18 protein-coding genes, 2 tRNA genes and 3 pseudogenes are annotated in these 21,104 nt (G+C 57.0%); 6 read left to right on the forward strand and 17 right to left on the reverse strand.

The window, feature by feature from the left end; all coding sequences use genetic code 11:
- The first annotated feature begins 119 nt into the window (after positions 1-119).
- Positions 120-205, forward strand: a tRNA-Leu gene (locus ABJ99_RS26130).
- 124 nt (positions 206-329) lie between these two features.
- Here the strand turns inward: ABJ99_RS26130 and ABJ99_RS29475 are convergent.
- From ABJ99_RS29475 to ABJ99_RS26155, 6 genes are all read right to left on the reverse strand, one after another.
- Positions 330-878 (reverse strand): TagA domain-containing protein, encoded by a 549-nt coding sequence (locus ABJ99_RS29475; protein ID WP_326828207.1) that lies wholly within the window; start codon positions 876-878, stop codon positions 330-332.
- Positions 879-887: 9 nt separating this feature from the next.
- Entirely contained in the window at positions 888-3,263 is a 2,376-nt protein-coding gene (locus tag ABJ99_RS26135; RefSeq protein ID WP_230081103.1) for a M66 family metalloprotease, read from the reverse strand.
- Positions 3,264-3,499: 236 nt separating this feature from the next.
- Positions 3,500-4,246 (reverse strand): lytic polysaccharide monooxygenase auxiliary activity family 9 protein, encoded by a 747-nt coding sequence (locus tag ABJ99_RS26140; RefSeq protein ID WP_054088289.1) that lies wholly within the window; start codon positions 4,244-4,246, stop codon positions 3,500-3,502.
- Between the two features lie 141 nt (positions 4,247-4,387).
- A complete protein-coding gene (locus ABJ99_RS26145) occupies positions 4,388-4,774 on the reverse strand; it encodes a VOC family protein (protein ID WP_054088255.1) in 387 nt (128 codons plus the stop codon).
- Position 4,775: 1 nt separating this feature from the next.
- The gene (locus ABJ99_RS26150) at positions 4,776-5,789 is read right to left on the reverse strand and encodes an isopenicillin N synthase family dioxygenase (protein WP_054088256.1); all 1,014 of its coding nucleotides are present in this window, start codon (positions 5,787-5,789) and stop codon (positions 4,776-4,778) included.
- Between the two features lie 223 nt (positions 5,790-6,012).
- Positions 6,013-6,651: a cysteine hydrolase family protein gene (locus tag ABJ99_RS26155; RefSeq protein WP_054088257.1), complete on the reverse strand. Its 639-nt coding sequence runs from the start codon at positions 6,649-6,651 to the stop codon at positions 6,013-6,015.
- Here ABJ99_RS26155 and ABJ99_RS28535 point away from each other — a divergent pair.
- Complete coding sequence (locus tag ABJ99_RS28535; RefSeq protein WP_147461907.1) at positions 6,650-6,856, forward strand: hypothetical protein; 207 nt, start codon at positions 6,650-6,652, stop codon at positions 6,854-6,856. The genes ABJ99_RS26155 and ABJ99_RS28535 overlap by 2 nt on opposite strands.
- A 20-nt stretch (positions 6,857-6,876) precedes the next feature.
- Here the strand turns inward: ABJ99_RS28535 and ABJ99_RS26160 are convergent.
- From ABJ99_RS26160 to ABJ99_RS26180, 5 genes and pseudogenes are all read right to left on the reverse strand, one after another.
- Positions 6,877-6,950: transfer RNA gene (locus tag ABJ99_RS26160), tRNA-Cys, on the reverse strand.
- 218 nt (positions 6,951-7,168) lie between these two features.
- Positions 7,169-7,282 (reverse strand): annotated as a pseudogene (locus ABJ99_RS30005) (tannase/feruloyl esterase family alpha/beta hydrolase); the annotation flags it as partial.
- A 207-nt stretch (positions 7,283-7,489) separates the two neighbouring features.
- Positions 7,490-8,890: an LLM class flavin-dependent oxidoreductase gene (locus ABJ99_RS26170; protein WP_054088259.1), complete on the reverse strand. Its 1,401-nt coding sequence runs from the start codon at positions 8,888-8,890 to the stop codon at positions 7,490-7,492.
- Positions 8,891-8,894: 4 nt separating this feature from the next.
- Positions 8,895-9,335: an acyl-CoA dehydrogenase family protein gene (locus ABJ99_RS26175; RefSeq protein ID WP_054088260.1), complete on the reverse strand. Its 441-nt coding sequence runs from the start codon at positions 9,333-9,335 to the stop codon at positions 8,895-8,897.
- Between the two features lie 15 nt (positions 9,336-9,350).
- Positions 9,351-10,565 carry an SfnB family sulfur acquisition oxidoreductase gene (locus tag ABJ99_RS26180; RefSeq protein ID WP_054088261.1) on the reverse strand — a complete coding sequence of 405 codons (1,215 nt, stop codon included), beginning with the start codon at positions 10,563-10,565 and terminating at the stop codon, positions 9,351-9,353.
- Positions 10,566-10,945: 380 nt separating this feature from the next.
- On the opposite strand from ABJ99_RS26180, the gene ABJ99_RS26185 reads away from it, so the two are divergent.
- Positions 10,946-12,184, forward strand: a complete 1,239-nt coding sequence (locus tag ABJ99_RS26185; protein WP_054088262.1) for an acyl-CoA dehydrogenase family protein — start codon at positions 10,946-10,948, stop codon at positions 12,182-12,184.
- A gap of 8 nt (positions 12,185-12,192) precedes the next feature.
- Here the strand turns inward: ABJ99_RS26185 and ABJ99_RS26190 are convergent, their stop codons facing one another.
- The 5 genes from ABJ99_RS26190 to ABJ99_RS29485 all read right to left on the reverse strand — a co-directional run bounded on the left by ABJ99_RS26190 (position 12,193) and on the right by ABJ99_RS29485 (position 17,257).
- Positions 12,193-13,179 (reverse strand): ABC transporter permease, encoded by a 987-nt coding sequence (locus ABJ99_RS26190; RefSeq protein ID WP_054088263.1) that lies wholly within the window; start codon positions 13,177-13,179, stop codon positions 12,193-12,195.
- The gene (locus tag ABJ99_RS26195; protein ID WP_054088264.1) at positions 13,176-14,180 is read right to left on the reverse strand and encodes an ABC transporter permease; all 1,005 of its coding nucleotides are present in this window, start codon (positions 14,178-14,180) and stop codon (positions 13,176-13,178) included. The genes ABJ99_RS26190 and ABJ99_RS26195 overlap by 4 nt, the downstream gene beginning before the upstream one ends.
- The gene (locus ABJ99_RS26200) at positions 14,167-15,735 is read right to left on the reverse strand and encodes a sugar ABC transporter ATP-binding protein (RefSeq protein WP_054088265.1); all 1,569 of its coding nucleotides are present in this window, start codon (positions 15,733-15,735) and stop codon (positions 14,167-14,169) included. Before ABJ99_RS26200 ends, ABJ99_RS26195 begins: the two co-directional genes overlap by 14 nt.
- Before the next feature lie 16 nt (positions 15,736-15,751).
- On the reverse strand, positions 15,752-16,771 hold the full coding sequence (locus ABJ99_RS26205) for a sugar ABC transporter substrate-binding protein (RefSeq protein WP_054088266.1): 1,020 nt from the start codon (positions 16,769-16,771) through the stop codon (positions 15,752-15,754).
- Between the two features lie 348 nt (positions 16,772-17,119).
- On the reverse strand, positions 17,120-17,257 hold the full coding sequence (locus tag ABJ99_RS29485; protein ID WP_154864513.1) for a hypothetical protein: 138 nt from the start codon (positions 17,255-17,257) through the stop codon (positions 17,120-17,122).
- 292 nt (positions 17,258-17,549) lie between these two features.
- Between ABJ99_RS29485 and ABJ99_RS26210 the strand changes: the two genes are divergently transcribed.
- The gene (locus ABJ99_RS26210) at positions 17,550-17,978 is read left to right on the forward strand and encodes a VirK family protein (RefSeq protein WP_054088267.1); all 429 of its coding nucleotides are present in this window, start codon (positions 17,550-17,552) and stop codon (positions 17,976-17,978) included.
- 520 nt (positions 17,979-18,498) lie between these two features.
- Positions 18,499-19,266: a C1 family peptidase gene (locus ABJ99_RS26215; RefSeq protein WP_054088268.1), complete on the forward strand. Its 768-nt coding sequence runs from the start codon at positions 18,499-18,501 to the stop codon at positions 19,264-19,266.
- 47 nt (positions 19,267-19,313) lie between these two features.
- Here the strand turns inward: ABJ99_RS26215 and ABJ99_RS26220 are convergent.
- Positions 19,314-20,362 (reverse strand): annotated as a pseudogene (locus ABJ99_RS26220) (XylR family transcriptional regulator); the annotation flags it as partial.
- Here ABJ99_RS26220 and ABJ99_RS26225 point away from each other — a divergent pair.
- Positions 20,312-21,103 (forward strand): annotated as a pseudogene (locus tag ABJ99_RS26225) (apurinic/apyrimidinic endonuclease family protein); the annotation flags it as partial. The pseudogenes ABJ99_RS26220 and ABJ99_RS26225 sit on opposite strands and share 51 nt — an antisense overlap.
- Position 21,104 lies beyond the last annotated feature (1 nt).

The following is a 21,104-nucleotide window of genomic DNA, read 5'->3' on the forward strand; positions in this document are numbered from 1 at the left end:
CCTCATGATTTGCCAAGCAATTTTCACCGGCAGGAAAGCGGCATCTTGTGGCATTTGAGTCGTTTTCACGCTTGCTTCATGGGGGCCGGGTGTATATATTCCCTGCTCTTGGCGCTACCGCCCCGATGGCGAAATTGGTAGACGCAAGGGACTTAAAATCCCTCGTCCTTTGGACGTGCCGGTTCGACCCCGGCTCGGGGCACCATTTATAGATCAAGGGCTTGCGGGGCATTCTGCCCAGTAGGCCCTTCGTCTTTCCACTCCGAAGAAAACAACCTGGGTTCGCAACGCCCAAAAACATGCCATCGCTCAGCCCATTCGAACGTACTTTACTCACCATTGACGGTATAAGTCAGCGGCACTTCAGCCGCAAATACGTAGCGCGAAGACAGTATCTCTCCCTTGCAGACAATACTGACCGTTCTTCGCTGTGATGACTCTGCAATGTTGATATGGAAAGCATTCATGACACCGCTTTTGAGGCGAATGCTATCAAGCTTGAAACGCCGCGATTCCCCAGGCGACTCGACCCATAAAAAGCAATCATCATCATTGAGGCCTGTGTCATCATCGTAAAGAAACCCGTAGGCGCCGTGCAACGCAGGGTAAATGTAGCTCCGCAACGTCATCTCGGGGTCGTAATAGCCAACGAGGGTGGTCACCGGAACGCCTGAAGCGCGTGGCGAGCGCTCGACACTGAAGTCGAAAAAATGGGCATAAGCGTTCCAGTTGTAACCGTCAGACTTGTAATAGCACGTCGTGCCTTTCGGTATGGCAATAACCAGGCCGTTAATAGTGAGATGGGTCGTGTACGTCGCATTCTGAATGATGATGATAACGCAGCGTTTGTTGGCCTGTGACGCCTCGGGAACGTGAATGGCGGCTGCCTAGTTTCCGTTCCACATCGCGATACGCACCACACGATACGTACTTAAAAAAGCCGCCAAAGCGGATTGGCTTAGTTTATCGACGGGGGCAGTGATTCGATTCATCTCACTGTTTAAAACGACACATTCAGTCCAGCGGGTGCCGTTGGAGTGATAGCTTTTTGCATCCCCGCGCTTGACAGTGATGACCTGTCCGTTGATGTGGAGTTGGCTAGAGAATTGAGCATCACTCTCGACCGCTACGAGACAACCGGCCTTGACCGAAGAGGCCAGCGGTATATGAACGGACGGGCTCCAGTTACCATCAGCCATGTAGACGCGTACATACCGGTTCTTACTGAGCAATTCGAATATAACGTTCTCGCTCAAATCAGCGTTGGATGCGAGGACCCATTTCCCTCGATCTACCCTGTGGCTATAGGGTTTCATAGCCTTCGCCTCCGGGTCCCACTTGCTAAAACGAGTGGGGGAACTTTCATCGAAGACCGGCTTACCCTCAAAAAACGTTTGCGTGAGTGCTGCTGTGTAAGGCGTGTGTAGCGTAAATCGGTTGAGTGATGACATAACCGAGCCACTGGCCATCGGATCCGTACCAAAGCGCCTGCCAAAAAATGGCGGCTGGCATTGGCCGTCAAAGCATGCATCTTCATGTGTAATACTCGATCTGAAATTCGGTATGAATCTGAATAAATCCATATCCCAACCCCACGTCGAATTATTTTCACCGGCGTCCCGGTGCACGCAGCCGTCGAAACCTCCGGGATAGTGTCCTAACCCGTAGTTGTGCCCCAGTTCATGGCTGAACTCATTGCCCAGAGATTGATCAAGCGTGACCATACCCGCACCGCCAGACCCTCCGTGCACGATAACGCCATTGGCGTATTTTCCACGGCTGTTATGTGCAGTCATCTGGGCAGCGACATAAGGTGTCCATCCGGCGTTGCCCTCAAAACTGTTAATACCATAGTTAGCATGATTGATACCCAACGAGATCAGCTCCTTGCCTATGCGTTGCCGCATCGTGCCGGCATGCCAACTTCCTTGACTCGGGTCAAAATCATCCAACAGCGTTCCGTCAGGCAATACAACCTCCGTCAGGTGAATGGACTCATAATTGTTGACGATCATGCGCGACACAGGGATTGTCTGAAAATATTCTCTGTGGGCACTGGGGTCTTTTGCAAATGCGAATGCGTTGCGTGGTGAGGTCAGCATACCGATGTCGATGGTATTGATGAGCAACTCGGTCCTGGCGCCTACCGGTATATTTCTTAATTCCCCGCTGACCGTGCCGCTTTGAAAGTTCATCACGATACCCGGCTCGATCCATTCGGCAGGCAGGTTAACGCTCCAGGTATTTTCTGCGTAGATGATCGAGTTGTTTACTTGATCGTCCTCACTGATCCAGTGCCCGGAGAAGAACTTGAAACGCTGGGAATTTCCTTGCTCGATCGTGGTACTGCGATGATCGTATAAAACCGTCACTTCATTACCCACACCTGCGCGAATGCGCACCATTTTTCCATCAAGAGCACAATGGTCGGGCAAACAAAGTCGAGTCACCCCGCTGCAATCCATCGGCTGAATGTCGACCACAGCATGTTGCTGGAGCCTGTCCAGAAGAAAGTCCGCTGACGGCTGACCTAATCTTTCTATTTCATGATGGCTATTAATAGTACACGTCGAGCCCGGCAAAGGGGCAAAATTCATGCCCTCCACCACACCCTCAACGTGATAAACCGTTTTAGGTAAGTGCTCGGGACTGTTCAACAATAGCGAGCCAAGTTGCCCCCCCTCTTTGCCGAGAACGGTCACTTTCAAGGTGCTTAGGGCGCCCTGCGGTTTTACCATAAGCAATGTTCGTCGCCCTGCCGTCAAATGAGGTTGACTGCTCCCGGGGCTGGCCGCAACCGAAAAAATCTGGCTTTGGGCAAATTGAACGCTGGCCTGCAAGTCGCCCTGTAGGTCATTGGGCCTTTGACGGGTGTTGAAGACCTGATCTTCGGTGCAAATATAAATCGAACCATTATCTTGCGGGACCAGAAAAAAACGTTGAGTTCTGCTGTCTTTATCGTATTCCCTTGGCTCGATGCCGGCACCTGTCATTTCCAGTACAAGCTGATGAGAGGTACCGTGGATAGTATACGAGGTGTCATCATACATTCTCAGTTCAAAAACCTGCTCCGGAGTGCCAAGTTCAGGCGAGAGCCACACCTTCACTTTCGACATCGTAATCAACATACTGTTATGGACACTTCGGACACCCACAACCCCAATACCCATAAATTCCAATCTGAATTTTTGAGTTGCCAGCCCTTCATAAAATCGTCCTAATAGCTTGTCGCCAACAACAGTGAGCGCTGTTCCTGTGTTCATACAGTGACTTCCTTTTCGTAGGTGTTCGGGCCGACTGATAAAATGCAGGGGTGATATTTTTAAACTTCAGACGCCTGGAAAATATGCATCTGCTAAAACGCTCCGTATCGAAGCCGTTAAATCAATCGAGGGCTTATGCGCTTACACACAAGCCCTCCCTTCATCGACCGGCCAGAATGACTAATAAAGTATCATCGACAAATCGACTTATTCATGATGCGCAGCAAACATGCAGTTTACTCTTCAAACTTAACATCAAACGCCTGATAAAATGCTTTGTCGGTTTTGGCAATGATCCAGACAAGAAGAATAACGTGGTGACCGTGCTTGTCTTTGGGCAGTGTTGCGGAAGTGATTTTTTTCGGCGCTAGCTGATCCCTGTGTTTATCGAAAGGAGCCAAATCAGAAATGTCACTCCACATCAGCCCATCGTAGCCGTCAATTGCGAAGTGCTTATCAGCAACGCAGTTTTTCCCCTCAAAGTGCTCTCGGGTAATTCGCGTTTTTTCATTCCAACCGTCTTTTGTAATAAACCAGCGGTAGCCGCGCGTAACATGCTCGGCATGATACTGCCATTCAACTGTAAATTCGGCCCCACGCATGACGCTGAAGCGAGGCCACTTTTCAGCTTCACCCTTACCATTTTTCGTTATCTCTTCAATAATCTCGTCATCCGTAAAGTTTACGCATATACGCTTATCACTTTGCCCACCACTCAATATAAGTCCGTCTGCTGGTGGATCAGCATGCGTAACAGAGTCCAAATGGACCGGTTCATCGAGGCCAGGAAAGTCATGTGCAACACCCGCTTTCAGGTCGGGAAAGTTTTTGCTCCCTTCCATGGCGACCACTTCCCATTCCAGCAACAGTCCTTTGAGTATGGCGTAAGAACCACGGGATGGCGGGCGGGTCACCATGCCGTGTTTGGGGTCTGCGCTATCAGAGTCACTCATGTCCATATCCTCAATTGTTGAATCAGGCATGCCTTGCCTGTTGCTCAATTGAAGACCTGCTTTCAGGAACGAGATAGCTAGCAGTTCAGCCAGTAGATTTTCCGATAAAAACCTGAAACGGGGGCGCTTGCCAGGGCCCTGCCCCTCGCAGCTAATCCGTAATGACTGCACTTAACGCATAAAGTTAATCCGGAATATATTACCCTCGGGGTCCAGCAAAACCGCCTGGTACCAGTTGTAATACGTCAGATACGGCTCCTTGATCAACCTCGCTCCCAGCGCCACGGCTTGCGGCACCAGCCTGTCCACTTCGGATTGCTCCTCAACGTCGATATTGAGCAGAAACCGACATCCGGTGCTGCCGGCGAACTCATCCAGGCCCAGCAATTCGTAGGCATCATGGGCATTGAAGCCAATGCAGGACTTGCCTGTGTCCAGCCCACGAAAAATCGACGATCTGATCGCCTCGATTTCTCTGAAGCCGAACAGTTTCGAGTAAAAATCGCTCAAGGCGACGATGTCCTGCGCGAACACGTTGACGTAGGAAAGCGTGCCCATGTCAGGCCACCTTGCTGCCGCCGAAGGTCGTCTGTTTGACGAACTTGGCCAGCAGATGATCACCCGAGGTCACCGGCACGTGCCGAGGCGTGGCGCCGGGTTGCAGGCAGCCTGGCAGGCACTGAATCAGCGTGTCGTAGTTGGGCTGGTGGAAGAACACTAGCGATTGGCGGCGGTTGTCCTGCTCGCTGGTCATGGGCGGGTTGATCACGCGATGCAGTGTGGAAATCCACTGATCGTTGGTCCATTGCATCATCAGATCGCCGATATTGACCACGAAGCCGTTCTCGACGTAGGGCACATCGACCCATTCGCGTTGCTGGTTACGGACCTGCAGGCCACCCAGCGCGTTGTCGGGGCGCACGATGGTCAGGCTGCCGTAATCCGTGTGCGCACTGGCACGCAACTGCCCTGCCTCGACTTCGGTCTTGATGTCCGGATAGCTCAGACTGCGAAACATGCTGATATGCCGGTCGATCTTGTCATCGAAGAAACATTCGTCCAGTTCAAGCGCCAAGGCGAACAGACGCATCAAGGACTGCGCCAGCTGGCTCATCGCCTCGAAATACTCTTGGTATGCCTGTTGAAAGCCTGGCACCTGCTCTTCGGCAGGCCAGACATTGGGCGCAAAGTGCGGGCCGGCCACGGCATTGTGATAGTAGTCTTCATCGGGCACGTCGCTGGGCCCGATGGAGAAAGATTCCTTCAAATCACCCGGCGCACTTTCTTCCAGCGAATACGACAGGCTTTCCTCGGCCACAGCACTGTAACCACGCACCATTTCCGGGCTTGGCCGGTCGACTTTGCGCTTTTCGGCGAGCGGTAAATCGAAGAACTGCCGAGTCAGGCGTGAGACCCGTTCAATCAGCTCTGCCGGAATCTGGTGTTCGGTGATCACCAGAAATCCGATGTCCTTGCACGCCTGATTGACCGCCTGCGCCACGACTGCCTTGCCGTCCGGTGTTCCTGAAAAATAGGGTGCAAGGTTGATGATGGGTACATAGTGCAGAGTCATGCTTCTGATTCCTCTAGCTGACACAACACGGACAAGGCTCACCGGCGAGGGTGAAGGTCAGCGAGGTAACAGCAGAAATTGTGCCATCGGGCAAATCCACACTACTGACAAGGAGTTAACATTCTGGAGTGCGAGTTTCAGAGTAAACGGTCTGAAACAGAGCGCATGGTTTGGATGCGCGAGCCCCGAAAACGGGCCGGAACTGCGCACGGCGGCTGCGAAATCACGCGCTTTGAATACGCTGAATGACATCTGCCGTGGTAGTGACTTCGCCGAATTCATAGGCAATGGTGGTCAGTGCGATACGCTGAACCTCCTCTGCCGACACCGCGCCGAAACCCACGTCGGGGTAATCCATGGCCGCATTGGCATCGTTCAGGGCGATGACTTTGTACTCGCGGTGCACGCCATCCCTGATGGTCGTTTCGCAACAGACGTTGGTGACCGTCCCGCAAACAATAATAGTGTCGACGTCCCGGGCACGTAATACGGTATCCAGGTCGGTATTATGAAAGCCGCTGTAGAACAACTTGTCGATAATCACATCGCCCGACTTGGGCGTCAGCGCTTCGATTATTTCGACGTCCGGGTCGTGGCGCGCGAGAATCTGGTCCACATTGGGGTAAAGATCACGCATACGCCCGGTATCCGAACCATCACCGCGCACGATATGGCGCAGATAGATTACCGTCACCTGAGCAGATCGAGCCACGTTCAGCAGCGTCTGGATGGGCTGGACAATATCAGCGGTGTTCTTGACATATAACGCGCCGCGCGGCTCGCAGAAGACTTTTTGCATGTCGACCACGATGACGGCTGTTCTAAGCGGATTGATCGGCCACCGGACAAGGGGCTTGTTCATGGACATCACCTCGATTGAGCTTACTGGGCTGCACAGCCTGACTAGCAATAATCGTGCTGTTCATCATCGAGCAGGCAGGTACATGAAGACAGATGAGGCGGAGCGTCGCGGGATGCATCAAGAAAACAGCTTCGGAACTCCACCCCCTCAAAGTTTCGAAACTCATCACTTTTCAGCGGCCAATAAAAAACCCCGCAAACGCTAGTCTGCGGGGCTTTCAAATAGTGGAGGCCGAGGTCGGAATCGAACCGGCGTAGGCGGATTTGCAATCCGCTGCATAACCATTTTGCTACTCGGCCTCAAACGTCAAATGTCCCACTTCAACATTGAACGCATTTTTAACTGCATGGGAAACCACTATTTTTTTTGGCTTCCAACCCATTGAATCTAAAGGGGTTTTTTCAATTCCGTGTTCAGGAATGGACGCAATTCTCTACTGCTTCGCGGGCCATGTCAAGAACGAGGAGAAAATAATTACCGGTCGTATAGCGTTCAAGGGGCGCATATGGCCGGAAAGATAGCTGCTGGCGCGCTTCGAAGAGCCTTTGTGGTCATATTCGGCCAGGTACGGATAGGGGAACACCTTGCGGGTGCGACCCCGGTTGGCGACGTCATCCTTGATCAGGCCGTCAATCTGCCCGTCCAGCACGTAGCATTTGGCCGTCACTGCCTTGTGCAGCAGCGGCAGTCTTGAGGCCAGCAGGACGGGTCGGACGCGGAGTGTCTAGAACGGCATTCCTACGCCGGAGCGTGAGAAACGACAGTCTCGATTATCGTGCGACGCTCTGCGTCGGCATGCCGTTCTGGACGCTCTGCGTCCGACCTCTACCACGCGCCGTCAGGCGCTCTCCTTCTGCCGGCTGAGGTTCAACGCTGCCAGGTCGCGAAAGCCGGTTCCCGGATGCCCGGTTTCCAGCCTCGGCCCGTCGCCAAACAACTTCTCACGCAAGGTGCCTTTGGCGTATTCGGTCTTGTAAACGCCGCGCTTCTGCAGCTCCGGGACCAGCAAATCGACCGCATCGATGAAGGTTTCATGGGTCAGCGCGTAGGCCAGATTGAAACCGTCGACGTCCGTCTCCTCAACCCATTCCTGCAACAGGTCCGCCACGGTTTCCGGGCTGCCGACAAACAATGGCCCGAAACCGCCGATGCCGACCCAGTCAGCCAATGCCTGCGGCGTCCAGACGGTGTTCGGGTCGGCAGTGGAAAAGGTCTCGATGGCCGACTGAATGGCATTGGTGTGCACATGCCGCAGTGGCTCGTCAGGCTTGAACTGGCTGAAGTCGATGCCGGTCCAGCCGGATATCAGGGCCATGGCACCTTCGTAGCTGACCCAGCTTTTGTACTCCTCGAATTTGGTCTTGGCTTTAGCGTCAGTCTCGCCGAGGATCACCGTCTGCAAGTTGAAAATCAGCACTTTGGACGGGTCACGACCCGCCTCGGCGGTGCGACGACGGATATCAGCCACGGTCTTTTTCAGCAGCACTTTGGAAGGTGCCGCGACGAAAACGCATTCGGCATGCTCGGCGGCAAACTGCTTGCCCCGGCTCGAAGCGCCCGCCTGATAGAGTACCGGCGTACGTTGCGGCGAAGGCTCGCACAGATGAATGCCGGGCACCTGAAAGTGCTTACCGACGTGGCGGATCTCGTGGATTTTGCTCGGGTCGCTGAACACCCGCCGCTCCCGGTCACGCAGAATCGCGCCGTCCTCCCAGCTGCCTTCCCAGAGTTTGTAGCAAACTTCCAGGTACTCCTCGGCATAGTCGTAGCGCGCATCGTGCTCGGTCAGGGTTTTCTGCCCCAGGTTCTTCGCGCCGCTTTCCAGATAAGACGTGACGATATTCCAGCCCGCACGGCCCTTGGTCAGGTGATCCAGCGTCGACAGACGGCGGGCGAACGGGTAAGGGTGTTCGAACGACAACGACGCCGTCAGGCCAAACCCCAGGTGCTCGGTCACCAGCGCCATGGGTGGAATCAACTGCAACGGGTCATTGACCGGCACCTGCGTGGCCTGGCGAATCGCCGCCTCACCGTTGCCGCGATAAACGTCGTAGATGCCCAGCACGTCAGCGATGAACAGCCCGTCGAACTTGCCGCGCTCAAGAATTCTGGCCAGATCTGTCCAGTATTCCAGGTCCTTGTACTGCCACGAACGGTCCCGCGGATGCGCCCACAGCCCCGGCGATTGATGACCCACGCAATTCATGTCGAAGGCGTTAAGGCGTATTTGACGAGACATACACTTACTCCTGAAGCTGCGGCGGTACGACGCCGTTAAGGCGTTGATTGCCGATGACCTGGTAGTGCCAGCGCAACGGTTCGCGACCGGTCTGTGCCGGCAGCGCAAGGTGTTGTCCGGTCAATTCGTACTGAACGTTGCCGACCGCCTGAAGTGCATCGGCACTGGCGATGACCGCTTCGCTACTGGCGATCAGGCGTTGCTCGGGCGAGCCATCCAGGCCTTGTGCACGCTCCAGCAACGCGGCGGCGACGTCCAGCCGAATCTGCAGATCGCCGATTTTGCTGATCACGTAGGGGTCATCGACAATACGTTGCAGATTGCTGAGCGGCCATGGCTGGCCCCGCTCACGCAGGTCATCGAGGATGAGTTGCAGGCCGTGACGAGCAAGGCCGAGGTCTTCGGTGGCGACCGCCAGTTGTGCGGTGACAGCGGTATGTGGCATGAGTGTGCTCCTTGTTCAGTTCCAGGCGTGACGCGGCGGTGCAATACCGTTGAGTACCTGATTGCCGATCAGGTGATATTTCCAGCGCACGGGGTCATGCAGCGTATGGGTACGGGCATTGCGCCAGTAGCGATCAAGGTTGAGCTTGCCCGACACCGAGCGGGTGCCCGCCAGCTCGAACAATTTGCTGCTGACAAGCAAGGCGATCTGCGCCGACAGTACTTTGGCTTGAGCGACAATCACTGAAGCGTGCGCAACGCTGGTTTCGCTCGGCTCGGCCAGCGCATGGTCGATGGCCTGCCCGGCTTTGACGAGAATCGCGTCGGTGCCATGCAGCCGCCATTGCAGATCGCCAATGGTGGCAATGCTGAACGGGTCCTGCCAGCCGAAATCCTGCTTGCTGTCTATCCAAGGCCGTGCCAGACGGGCGTGCTTGAGGGTTTCCTCGAAGGCGCCGTGGGCGATGCCAGTGTCCACTGCGGCCTGAATGATCTGCGATATCGGCCCGTCGGCAGTTGGCTCATCGAATGCCTGGTGTGCAGGAATCACCGCGCTGGATGGCACACGCACATCTTTCAACAACGCGCCGCCGCTGGCGGTGGTGCGCTGCCCGAATCCGTCCCAGTTATCGATAATGGTCAGGCCCGGATTGTCACGTTCGACAAAGGCGATGAAGGCCTGGTTTTGTTCGTTGACACCGGCTACCGGCACGATATGCGCGAACAGCGCACCGGTGCAGTAGAACTTTTCGCCGTCCAGCACTGCGTGCTCGCCCTCGAAACGAATCCGCGTCTGGAAAGCTCCGGCGTTCTTGCTTTTCGACTCCGAGAACGCGTTGCCGAAGCGGTAACCCGCCAGCGCCTTGCCGAAGTAATGACGCTTCTGCTCCTCGGTGCCGGTCTGCAACAGAACGTCGAGTACGCCAAGATGGTTTTGCGGGATTTGCCCGAGCGAAGAGTCTGCGGCCGAGATGATCTTGATCACTTCGGCAACGGTGACGTAGGAAACGCCAGCGCCGCCATAGGCTTTGGGCACGGTGATGGCCCACAGGCCGCTGGCCGAGAATTCATCCAGCTCGGCAACCGGCAGGCGGCGTTCGCGATCACGTAACGAAGCCTGTTCGGCAAAGCGACTTGCCAGTGCCTTGGCGACGTCGATGGCTTCGGCGTCAGAGGCAATGACATGCGCTCGGGGCGGTGTGGCAGTTGGAGTTGCGACTGGGTTGCTCATGGACTGGCTCCTGATCGTTGGCGACAGGTTGAAGGCATTCAACACGCGTGGCCTTGAACAGTGCACAGTACGTGCCGAAAAATATTAATGATCAAAAACAGATAGTTACGTAAGCTTCCTGATAGCCAGCGGCATCACAGCCGACAAAATGCCCGAACGCTGTTGCTGGAAGAACAGCGGCCCGCGCGACGCAGCTCTGAATGTGCGGTTTACTGACAAGCTGTTGCGCAACTGTTGCCCTCGCAACAGACAAGCCTGCTTTCCGAAAAAATAAAGCTTAAATTCAATGACTTAGATCCAGGCACGAAGCATGCACCGAGCTGAACGATCCATTCACCGGCCCGACTTGTTCAAGGGCCCGATCTGCTCAGGAGCACTGCATGACTCAATCAACCGGCTCTAACCCACTCTCGCTGGGCACCGATTACGACACCCTGGCCAACCGCTTCCGGCCGATCTTCCGTGAGATCAGCGCGGGCAACGTCGAACGTGAAAAAGCCCGTGCCCTGCCCTATGAACCGATTGACTGGCTGAGGAAAGCCGGGTTCGGCGCCGTGCGTGTCCCGACCGAATATGGCGGCGCGGGCGCATCGGTCGGTCAGCTCTTTCAGCTGTTGATAGAACTGGCCGAAGCCGACTCGAACATTCCGCAGGCCTTGCGGGCGCATTTCGCTTTTGTCGAAGACCGCCTGAATGCGCCACCGGGTGCAGACCGCGACACGTGGTTTGCGCGCTTTGTCGCAGGGGATCTGGTCGGCAATGGCTGGACCGAAGTCGGCGCGGTAAAAATCGGTGACGTGATCACCAAGGTCAGCCCTCAAAGCGACGGTTTTGTGCTCAACGGCACCAAGTTCTACAGCACCGGCAGCATCTTCGCCGATTGGATCGACGTTTACGCACAGCGCGCCGACAACGGCGCCGATGTGATTGCGGTGGTCAATGCCAGGCACGCTGGCGTACGCCACAGCGATGACTGGGACGGATTCGGCCAGCGCACCACCGGCAGCGGCACGTCGGTGTACGACAACGTGCCATTGCCTGCGAACCATGTGATTCCCTTTGAAGAGCGCTTCAAGTACCAGACCGCGTTTTATCAATTGGTGCTGCTGGCGGTATTGGCGGGCATCGGTCGGGCGGTCGAGCGCGATATCGCCCAGGAAGTACGCGACCGCAAACGCATCTTCAGCCACGGCAATGCGACCAGCGTCAGCCAGGATTCTCAAGTGCAACAGGTGGTCGGGCAGATTGCCGCGCAAGTGTATGCCGCAGAAGCCGCTACCCTGCGTTCCGCCGAGCCATTGCAGCGCGCTTATGTGGCGCGCTTCGGTAACGATGCGCAGAAGGAAAAAGAAGCCAACATCGCCGCCGAAATCGAGACCGCCAAAGCACAGGTGATCGTCTCTGAACTGGTGCTGCGTTCCGCCACCGATCTATTCAACGCCTTGGGCGCGTCGGGTGTCAGCGTCACCAAGGCGCTGGATCGCCACTGGCGCAATGCGCGGACAGCGGCGTCGCACAATCCGCTGATTTACAAGGCGCGGATTGTCGGGGACTGGCGTATCAACGGCACCGAGCCGCCTTTCGTCTGGCAGATCGGCAGCGGCACCGGTAAAGCCTGAAACGTAATTCAGGCCGCGTTACGCAACAGGTGGCGGCTGGCAAAGCTGAACGCCAGCACGACGAAGATCAGCGCCCCGGTCGCCACTTGCTGCCAGTAAAAATTCCAGCCAATCAACAGCAAGCCATTGGCGATGACGTTGATGAACAACACACCCAGCAGCGTGCCGACAATGTTGGGACGCCCCTGACGGCTCAGCGTCGTGCCGATAAATACTGCGCCGATGGCATTGATCAGGTAGGCGTTGCCAGACATTGGCACGTAAGCGTTCACCGTGGAGCTGAGCAGGATGCCCGCCACCGAGCAGGCTAGCGCACTGCCAATGAATACCAGCGCGGCGATGCGCCGGGTGGGCAGGCCCGAGTAGTACGCCAGTTGCGGCTGAGTGCCCACCGCGAGAATCTCCCGCCCTGATCGTCCGCGCGCCAGCACCAGCCCATAGACACCCGCCAGCAGTGCCACGACCACCAATGGCAACGGCACGCCGACTATCGACACGCCGCTGATCCCCGGCAGCGCGTGTTGGGCGATATAGATCGGCTGGCCGCCGTCGGAGAGCAATTGCTGCACGCTGGTGCCGATGAACAAGGTGCCCAGGGTTGCCAGGAACGGCGAAATACGCAGCCCGGCAATCAGCAGCGCGTTGAACACACCGGCCGCAACGCCCGCCAGCAACGCTATGACAATGGACACACCCAGACCGTGACCGGCATTGAGCGCCACCACGAAACCGAGGCTGGCAAAATCCAGAGCCGTGCCCACCGACAGGTCAATACCGCCCACTGCGACTGCCCAGGTCATGCCGACGGCAACGATGGCCAGCAGCACGAAATTGTTCAGGACGAGGCTCGACAGGTTGCCCCAGCTGAGGAACCCCGGTGCATTAATAGCGAAAAACAGCAGGATGATCAGCACCAGCAGCGGCAGAACCGCTGGCAACAGACGCGGCAGCACTTTTACCAGTGTCGACGACGTATTCAGGATCAAGGTACTCATTGCTCACCGTCCCTTCGGTCAAGTGCTCCGGAAAATGCCACGACCAGCAGAATCAACACGCCTTGCACGCCGTTGACCCAGAAGTTGGAAATGTTCAGTAATTGAAAGCCATTGATCAGGAAACCCAGTAGCAGCGTCGCCAGCAACGTGCCGGGAATGTTCGCCGTCAGACGGCGCGAGAACACCACCCCGAGGAAGGCGATGGCCACCACCGACAGCAACAGGTCGCCAGAGCCCGTAGTGCTGCCGCTGAAAAATGCCGCGGAGCAAAAGGCCGCGACGGCCGCGCAGCCCCCGGCAATCAGGTAGCTGGCAAACACATAGCGTTGCAGGTTCAGGCCCGCCGCCTTTGCGGCTTGCGGGTATTCGCCGATGGCATACAGGCGCAGGCCAAAGGCGCTGCGCTGAATCAACAACCACAATGATGCCGCGACGCCCAACAACACCCAGGCGAGCGCCGGGATACCGAGCCAGACACCTGAAGCCAGACTGTCCAGCAGCCCGGAATCAGTGGCCATCACGGTGTTCTGGGTCAGCACCAGTTCCAGCCCTGCGATCAGGTTCATGCTCGCGAGGGTCGCCAACAGTGGCGGCAGGCGTAACAGCACCACCGCCAGACCATTGAATGCGCCGACCAGCAGGCCACACGCCAACGTCAGGGATATGGCTTGCCAGGCCTCGAAACCGGCGTTGTTCAGGCTGCTGTAAACCGCTGCACACAACCCGAGATTGGCCGCCAGCGACAGATCCAGCCCGCCGCTGACCACATTGGAACCACCGCCAATCACCACGCAAGTAAGGCCAAGCGCCAGAATGCCGAGCACGGCCGACTGGGCGAACACGTTGCTGATGTTGCCGACACTGAGAAAACCCGGCGCACTGAGGGCGAATACCAGCAGAATCGCCAGAAACACCAGCAGCGAGCCGCGCTGCGCCATGCGCACGAGCAGCCGCTGGGGATGCTCGATTGTCGGGCTGGCAAACACTTCAAGCGCGGACATGCCTGGCCTCCTCAATAATCGGTTCGACGTTTTCATCGCGTTCACTGGCACCGGTGGCGCAAGCCAGCAAATGATCGCTGTCGGTCGCCAGAGAATCGAATTCGCCGACAATGCGCCCTCGGTGCAGGACCACGATGCGATGGGTGATGCCGATCAGTTCCGGCAAGTCAGAGGACAGCACCAGTACGGCTGCGCCAGCCTCGGCAAGCCGCGCGATCAGCCGGTAAATTTCCACCTTGGCACCGATGTCGACACCTACGCTGGGCTCGTCCAGCAAATACAGTGAAGAATGCCGACTCAGCCACTTGGCCAGCGCGACTTTTTGCTGATTGCCGCCACTGAGCAGTTGCACCGCTGCGTCGGGGCCAGGCGTCTTGATCGCCAGTTCATCGATCAGCCGTTCGCTCTCCCGGACCTGAGCAGGGCCATCGAGCAAGCCACGGCGACTGAATCGTCCGAGGCTGGCCAGCGTGATGTTTTCCAGCACGGAAAGGGTTGGTGCCACGCCATGGGTGCGGCGCTCTTCGGGGACAAGCGCAATACCGTGGCGCACTGCATCGCGGGGCGATTTCAGCTGCAAAATCTGGCCATTCAACAGTAACTTGCCGCGATCCGGTTGTAGCAATCCGAACAGGCTTTTCAGCAGCTCTTTGGCGCCCGAACCCACCAGCCCGGTCAGGCCGACCACTTCGCCACGCCGTATGTTGAGGTCGACAGCGGAGTAGTACCGCCCTGCCCCAAGCCCTTGCAGTTGAAGAACATCGGTACCGGGAACAGTCGGTGCGCGAATGTACTGCTCGCCCAAATCACGGTTGACCATCAGCCGGGCAATCTGCGCGGTGCTGGTGGTTGCCGGATCGACCACGGCGACATCGCGGCCGTTGCGCAGCACCGTGACCTGATCGCAGAGCGATTCGATTTCCTGAAGGTAATGGGAGATGTACAGAATCGTCAGGCCTTCATCGCGCAAGCGCCGCACGATGGCCAGCAGTCGGTCGACCTCTTGTTTGACCAGCGACACGCTCGGCTCGTCGAACACCAGGACCCTGGGCCTGGCCAGCAGCGCGCGGGTGATCTGCAGGATCTGCCGCTGGGCGCTGTCCAGATCGCGTACCAGCGCTCCGGCCGGCAGGCGCATGGCAAAGTAATCCTCCAGTAGGCGGGTCGCCTCGCGATCCTGGGCACGCTGGTCGACGAACAGACCGCGCTTGATCTCCTGGCCGAAAAACAGCGCCTCGCCCACCGTGAAACTGCCCGGCAGCAGCCGCTCCTGATGGATGAAATGCACCCCCAGGGCCTCTACCTGGCGCGGCGTGACAGCGTCGAACTGCTGACCGTGAATGCTCAGGCTGCCTGCGTCTGCACGATGAATGCCGGCCAGCACTTTGATCAGCGTCGACTTGCCTGCGCCGTTCTCACCGACCAGACCGTGAACCGTCCCCTGGTCGACGCGCAGATTGACGCTGTCCAGCGCCTGCGTCGCGCCAAAGCGTTTGCTGATGCCTGTCAGGTGCAAGGCAGGCAGCGTTGCAGCCTGCATCATCGCTGAAACCATGTTCAACCCCCTCGCGTCAGTTATCGCCGCGCAGCTTTTGTACGTCCGGCAGGTTGGCCGCCGTGGTGAGCAGCGTCGGCACCTGGGTTTCCTTGGGCAGATCGCGTTGTCCGGCCAGATAACGGGCGACGTTCTGCACGGCGGTCTTGCCGATCAGCGCGGGCTGTTGCGCCACCACGGCACCGACCGGCGAGGTGTCACGGCGCATCAGTTCCAGCACTTCCGGCGTGCCATCGACGCCATAGGTCTTGATCTCGGTACGCCCGGCATCGATCAGTGCCTTGCTGGCACCCAGTTGCGGAATGTCCCAGGCTGCCCAGATCGCCGAAACGCTGCCCTTGGGGTATTTGTTGAGCAATGCCGACACTTGCGAGTAAGCGTCCTGAACCGTGTTGGGAATCACATCACGCAGTTCGGGCTCGATGACTTTCAGCTCCGGGTGATCCTTGAGCGCCAGCTTGAGCTGGTCATAACGAATGGCGCAGACCGGCACGCCATAAAAACCGTTGAACACCAGAATATTGCCCTTTCCGCCTGCGTCCTTGATCAACTGCCCGGCCAGCGCCTTGCCGGTCGCAACGTTGTCGGAGGTGGTGTTGTTGAGGCTGTACTGCGACGGCGCATCAATCGTGAACAGCGGAATGTTGGCCTTGCTGATGCGCTTGAGCCACGGGTCGATAACGCTGAGCGTGCCCAGGGTCTGGATCACCGCATCCGGTTTTTGCGTGACCACGGTCTGCAATTGATTGACCAGATTTTTGTCATTGCGGCCTGCATCGAGCGTAATCGGCGTGCCGCCAAGGCGTTTGACCTCATCGACCTGAGCCTGAAACGTCCTGATATCAAAGTAGTGACTGGTGCCAGTCATGCTGATCGCGATGCGTTTGCCCGCCAGTGAAGGCACGTCACTGTCATCGGCATGCACCGTTGCAGCGAGGCTGGTGGCAAACAGGGTCAGCGCCAGAGTGCGCCAGAGTGCAGACAGACGGGTTGGCGTGGAAGGGGTTGGCTTGGCAACAGGAACGGCATCAGGCATTCGGGTAGCTCCGCTGGCTCAGGAAACGATCCCTATCAGCAGTGCACAGGTCATGCCCAAAGCCTTGGGCTGCGTACTTATTGTTTTACGCAAGGGTTGAAGAACTCGAAAAACAGGGCTTTGACTACAGTCGCGATGTGACCGAAAGCGCCAGCAGGAGCGACCGGGGCCGCCATCCGCATCGCTCACGAAAACAATGGTCCGGACGCCATATTTTTCGGGGGACTGACCGCTTCGCGAGCAAGCTCGCCCCACAAGACCTAAGCATGAGCCAGAGTTTGCGGGCGCAAGTGCCGAACACATTGTCGATTCGCTGTTGCCTGAACAACAGCGACGACGCGCTTACAGTTAACTGAGTTTGAACTGCCTCAAGGTGGTAGTCAGCCCACTGGCCAGCTCCGCCAGCGACTGGCTGACACTGCCCGGCTTATAGCTTTGCCAGGCCTTGTAGGCGTGGGTCTTCTGACACAGACGTCCACGCGGCAATCTTCAGTTGTCTTAGCCTGTTCAATCCTTTCCAGTGGTTGACGATAAGATTAGCGCCTGCAACGCTGTCGGCCATAGATCAGAAAGGATGAAGAACACCGTGCCAGAGCTGTGCCACTGTTATTTGCGGCCCATTTGAAAGATGCCTTGTGCTAGGGTCTGTTCCCGTTTCATCGCGCGCGATGAAGCGGGAACAGACCCTAGGGTTCGTACTGCTTTTTATTACCCTCGGCCCTAACCCTACCCCGGACTTGACTGGCGCACCTGGCCAGTCTGCATTGCTGGAGAAGCCATGAAACGTCACTTCGCACTGTTACTCGCACTCTCCCTGCCCGCCCTTGCCCATGCAGGCGAAGAGCTCAAAAGCTACCCCGCCATCACTCAGGCGCTGAATACCGGAGAATCGGTAGCCGTCGTGATTGACCTGGGGCAGTGCAAATCCTCGGTCGAAGGCGCAGAGCCCTCGAAGACCAAAGGCGGCAAACGCATAGAAACCTACCGCATCACTGCGGACGGTACGTTGGCGTTCTCCGATACCCATTTCACTCTGGACCGCGATAACAAGCCTATCGAGCAATTCCTCCGCTATCAGATCCGCTCCAACGGCACCGCTGATTTCAGCATGACGACGCTGAGTGTTCCGGGCTATCAGCCAGTGGGCAAGGCGGTAAGTTATGCCTGTGCGATCGGTAAGGGGCTGAGTTTCTTTGCCGCGAAGTAATGATCAAGCGTCAAGTGTTGGCGAGGCCTTCAGGTCTCGTCAACCTGGAAGATACTGATCGTCATCCCCTCGCTGCCGGTCATGTCAGCTTTTCATGTAACTGTATCGTTTCCATGCCTCTACCTCTCTTCTTGCAACGTCATCGTCTTGCAACGTCAATGCCGAGCGCGCCTATGGAGGATTGACAGCCGAAACCGGCGAGCGGCTGTTCCAGCAGCAACCTGTGCCCCCGCTGTCCGAGGTGGAAGTACTGGTAGATCAGGCGGTCAGTATGTTTATGGGTGGGTCTGGACGCGCACAGTAGGTGTCAAAACACACGATCAAAAATCGGTATCAAGAAGCCTTATTGCCAACCGCAGAACATCATCAGTGATGGCTATCTGGGCGACATTTAGCACACTAAGCACTAAAAATATCTTCACTCATTCACCGCATCAAACCTGCTTACATGTTGCCAGCGCCTTATTGTTCGCACCTGCGTTCAATGATGGTTTCATCGCCTCTCAACAGGACATAGATGATGACCTATACCGTAAAGCAATATGGCTGGATGCGAGACCTGCCAGACCATCGCGACCACTTATACGCGGCCCCCATTGCGACACTGACAGCACTTCCGCACTCGATTGACCTGAGAAAGCACTGCCCTCCCGTCTACGATCAGGGACAGCTTGGCAGTTGTACGGCCAATGGTATTGCGGCAGCCATTCAGTTTGACCGGATGAAACAGAAACTGAAGCCCGCCTTCGAGCCATCGCGTTTATTTATCTATTACAACGAACGCGTGATTCAACATACCGTGGAATCGGACAGCGGTGCGATGATTCGTAACGGCATCAAAACAGTTGCAGCCCAAGGCGACTGCCCGGAAAAAGAGTGGCCCTACGATATTGCCAAGTTCGCGATCAAACCTTCGCCCGCCTGTTATAAAGACGCCAGAAAATACAAAGCCGTTTCTTATCAAAAAGTGGCGCAACACCTCAATCAAATGAAAGGCTGTCTGGCGTCGGGATACCCGTTCATCATCGGTTTTGCGGTATACGAAAGCTTTGAAAGCAAGAAAGTTGCCGAGACCGGGCACGCACCAATGCCCGCCCACGCGGAAAAGATGCTCGGCGGGCACTGCGTGCTGGTGGTCGGTTATGACGATGCTCACCAGCGTTTCATATTACGTAACTCATGGGGCGTCGCATGGGGCATGGAGGGGTACTTCACCATGCCCTACGGTTACCTGATGGACCCGAATCTGTCTTCTGACTTCTGGACATTACGGCTGGTGGCTGCTTGATGGGTGAAACCCGGCTGATGAGTCAAGGAAGACGTAAACCCAAGAAGCTATGTTGACCGATACTCGCCAGGCGTGCACCCAAACTCGCGGCGAAACACGGTATGCAGGTACTGCGCCGATTTGAAACCACAATCGCGGGCGATCTCTGCAATGGCCGAGTCGGTTTTTTCCAGGCCGCTGGCGGCAGCGACCAGTTTGAAGCGCAGGATTTCATCGTGCACGCTGCAGCCGCGCGCCTTGCGAAAGTGTGATTCCAGTGATGAGCGCGATACGCCCACATACGCGGCGACTTGTGCTGTCTTGATGCCCTGACAGGCGTACTGGCGGATGAACAGCATGGCTTGCATCACATACGGATTACCTAATGGTTGATGCAAGCTTAAAGCCTGCACGTTAACCGCATCCGGCGGGATCAGAATATGTGTGCCGGACGACGGCATGCCGTGCAGCATCTGGTGAAGCAGACGCGCAGCGGTTCTGCCCATGGTCTCGGTTCCTTGAATCACCGAACTGAGCGGTACGCGTGTGAGGGTTCGGTCAGCGGGTCGTTATCGATGCCGATCAGTGCCACTTGCTCGGGCACGGCAATCCCGGCGGTCAGGCAGGCCTGTAGCAACTGCCGGGCGCGCGCGTCGGTCACGGCGATGATGCCGATGGGTTTGGGCAAGCTGTGCAGCCAGGCGATCTGCTGTTCGACGGCACTGTCCCAAAGCGGAGCGCTGGTGCCCATGCCACGGTAGATCTCGACCTGCAGGCCATCGCGTTGCAGCAACCGGCGAAAGGCTTTCTCCCGCTCCTGCGCCCAGCGATTGGCTTGCGCCTCAGGCAGGCTGAAACAAGCAAACTGTGTCAGCCCGGCTTCGATCAAGTGTTGGTAAGCCGCCTCGATCAGCGCGTGATTATCGGTGGCGACATACGGAATGCCCTTCGGGTATGCGCGCTCGTCCTGATAAGAGCCACCGACCGCCACGACCGGCAATCTGATGCCGGCCAACACCTCGCCGATCAGCGGGTCGTCGAAGTCGGCAATGATCCCGTCGCCCTGCCAGCGCTCGATGCCTTTCAGGCGACAGAGAAAGTCTTCTTCGAGGAACACGCCGGTGATCCGATGGAACTGGCCATCGGCAAGGCTGAAGCGGCCTTCGAGTTCTTCTCCAAACTGGGCATCGACTATTACAGTTTCCACGACACGGATGTTGCTCCGGAAGGCAGTTCGATCAAGGAGTACCACAATAACTTCGCGCAGATGATCGAGCACCTGAAGCGCCATCAGGAACAGAGCGGGATCAAACTGCTGTGGGGCACCGCCAATTGTTTCAGCAACCCGCGCTTCGCCGCAGGTGCGGCCAGCAGTCCCGACCCAGAGGTGTTCGCCTACGCCGCTGCTCAGGTATTCAGTGCCATGAACGCGACCCTGCGTCTCAAAGGCGCCAACTATGTGCTGTGGGGCGGTCGCGAGGGTTATGAAACGCTGCTCAACACCGACCTGAAACACGAACGCGAACAGCTGGGGCGCTTCATGCGCATGGTGGTCGAGCACAAGCACAAGCACAAGATCGGTTTCAAAGGCGACCTGCTGATCGAGCCCAAACCACAGGAGCCGACCAAGCATCAGTAAGACTACGACAGCGCCACGGTTTTCGGATTTCTGCAGCGGTACGGTCTGGAAAACGAGATCAAGGTCAACATCGAAGCCAACCATGCCACGCTGGCCGGGCACAGTTTTCACCACGAAATCGCCACTGCCGTCTCGCTGGGCATTTTCGGCAGCATCGACGCCAACCGTGGTGATCCGCAGAACGGCTGGGACACCGACCAGTTTCCCAACAGCGTCGAGG

This window comes from Pseudomonas syringae pv. cilantro (genome assembly GCF_001293775.1).
Lineage (GTDB): Bacteria > Pseudomonadota > Gammaproteobacteria > Pseudomonadales > Pseudomonadaceae > Aquipseudomonas > Aquipseudomonas syringae_P.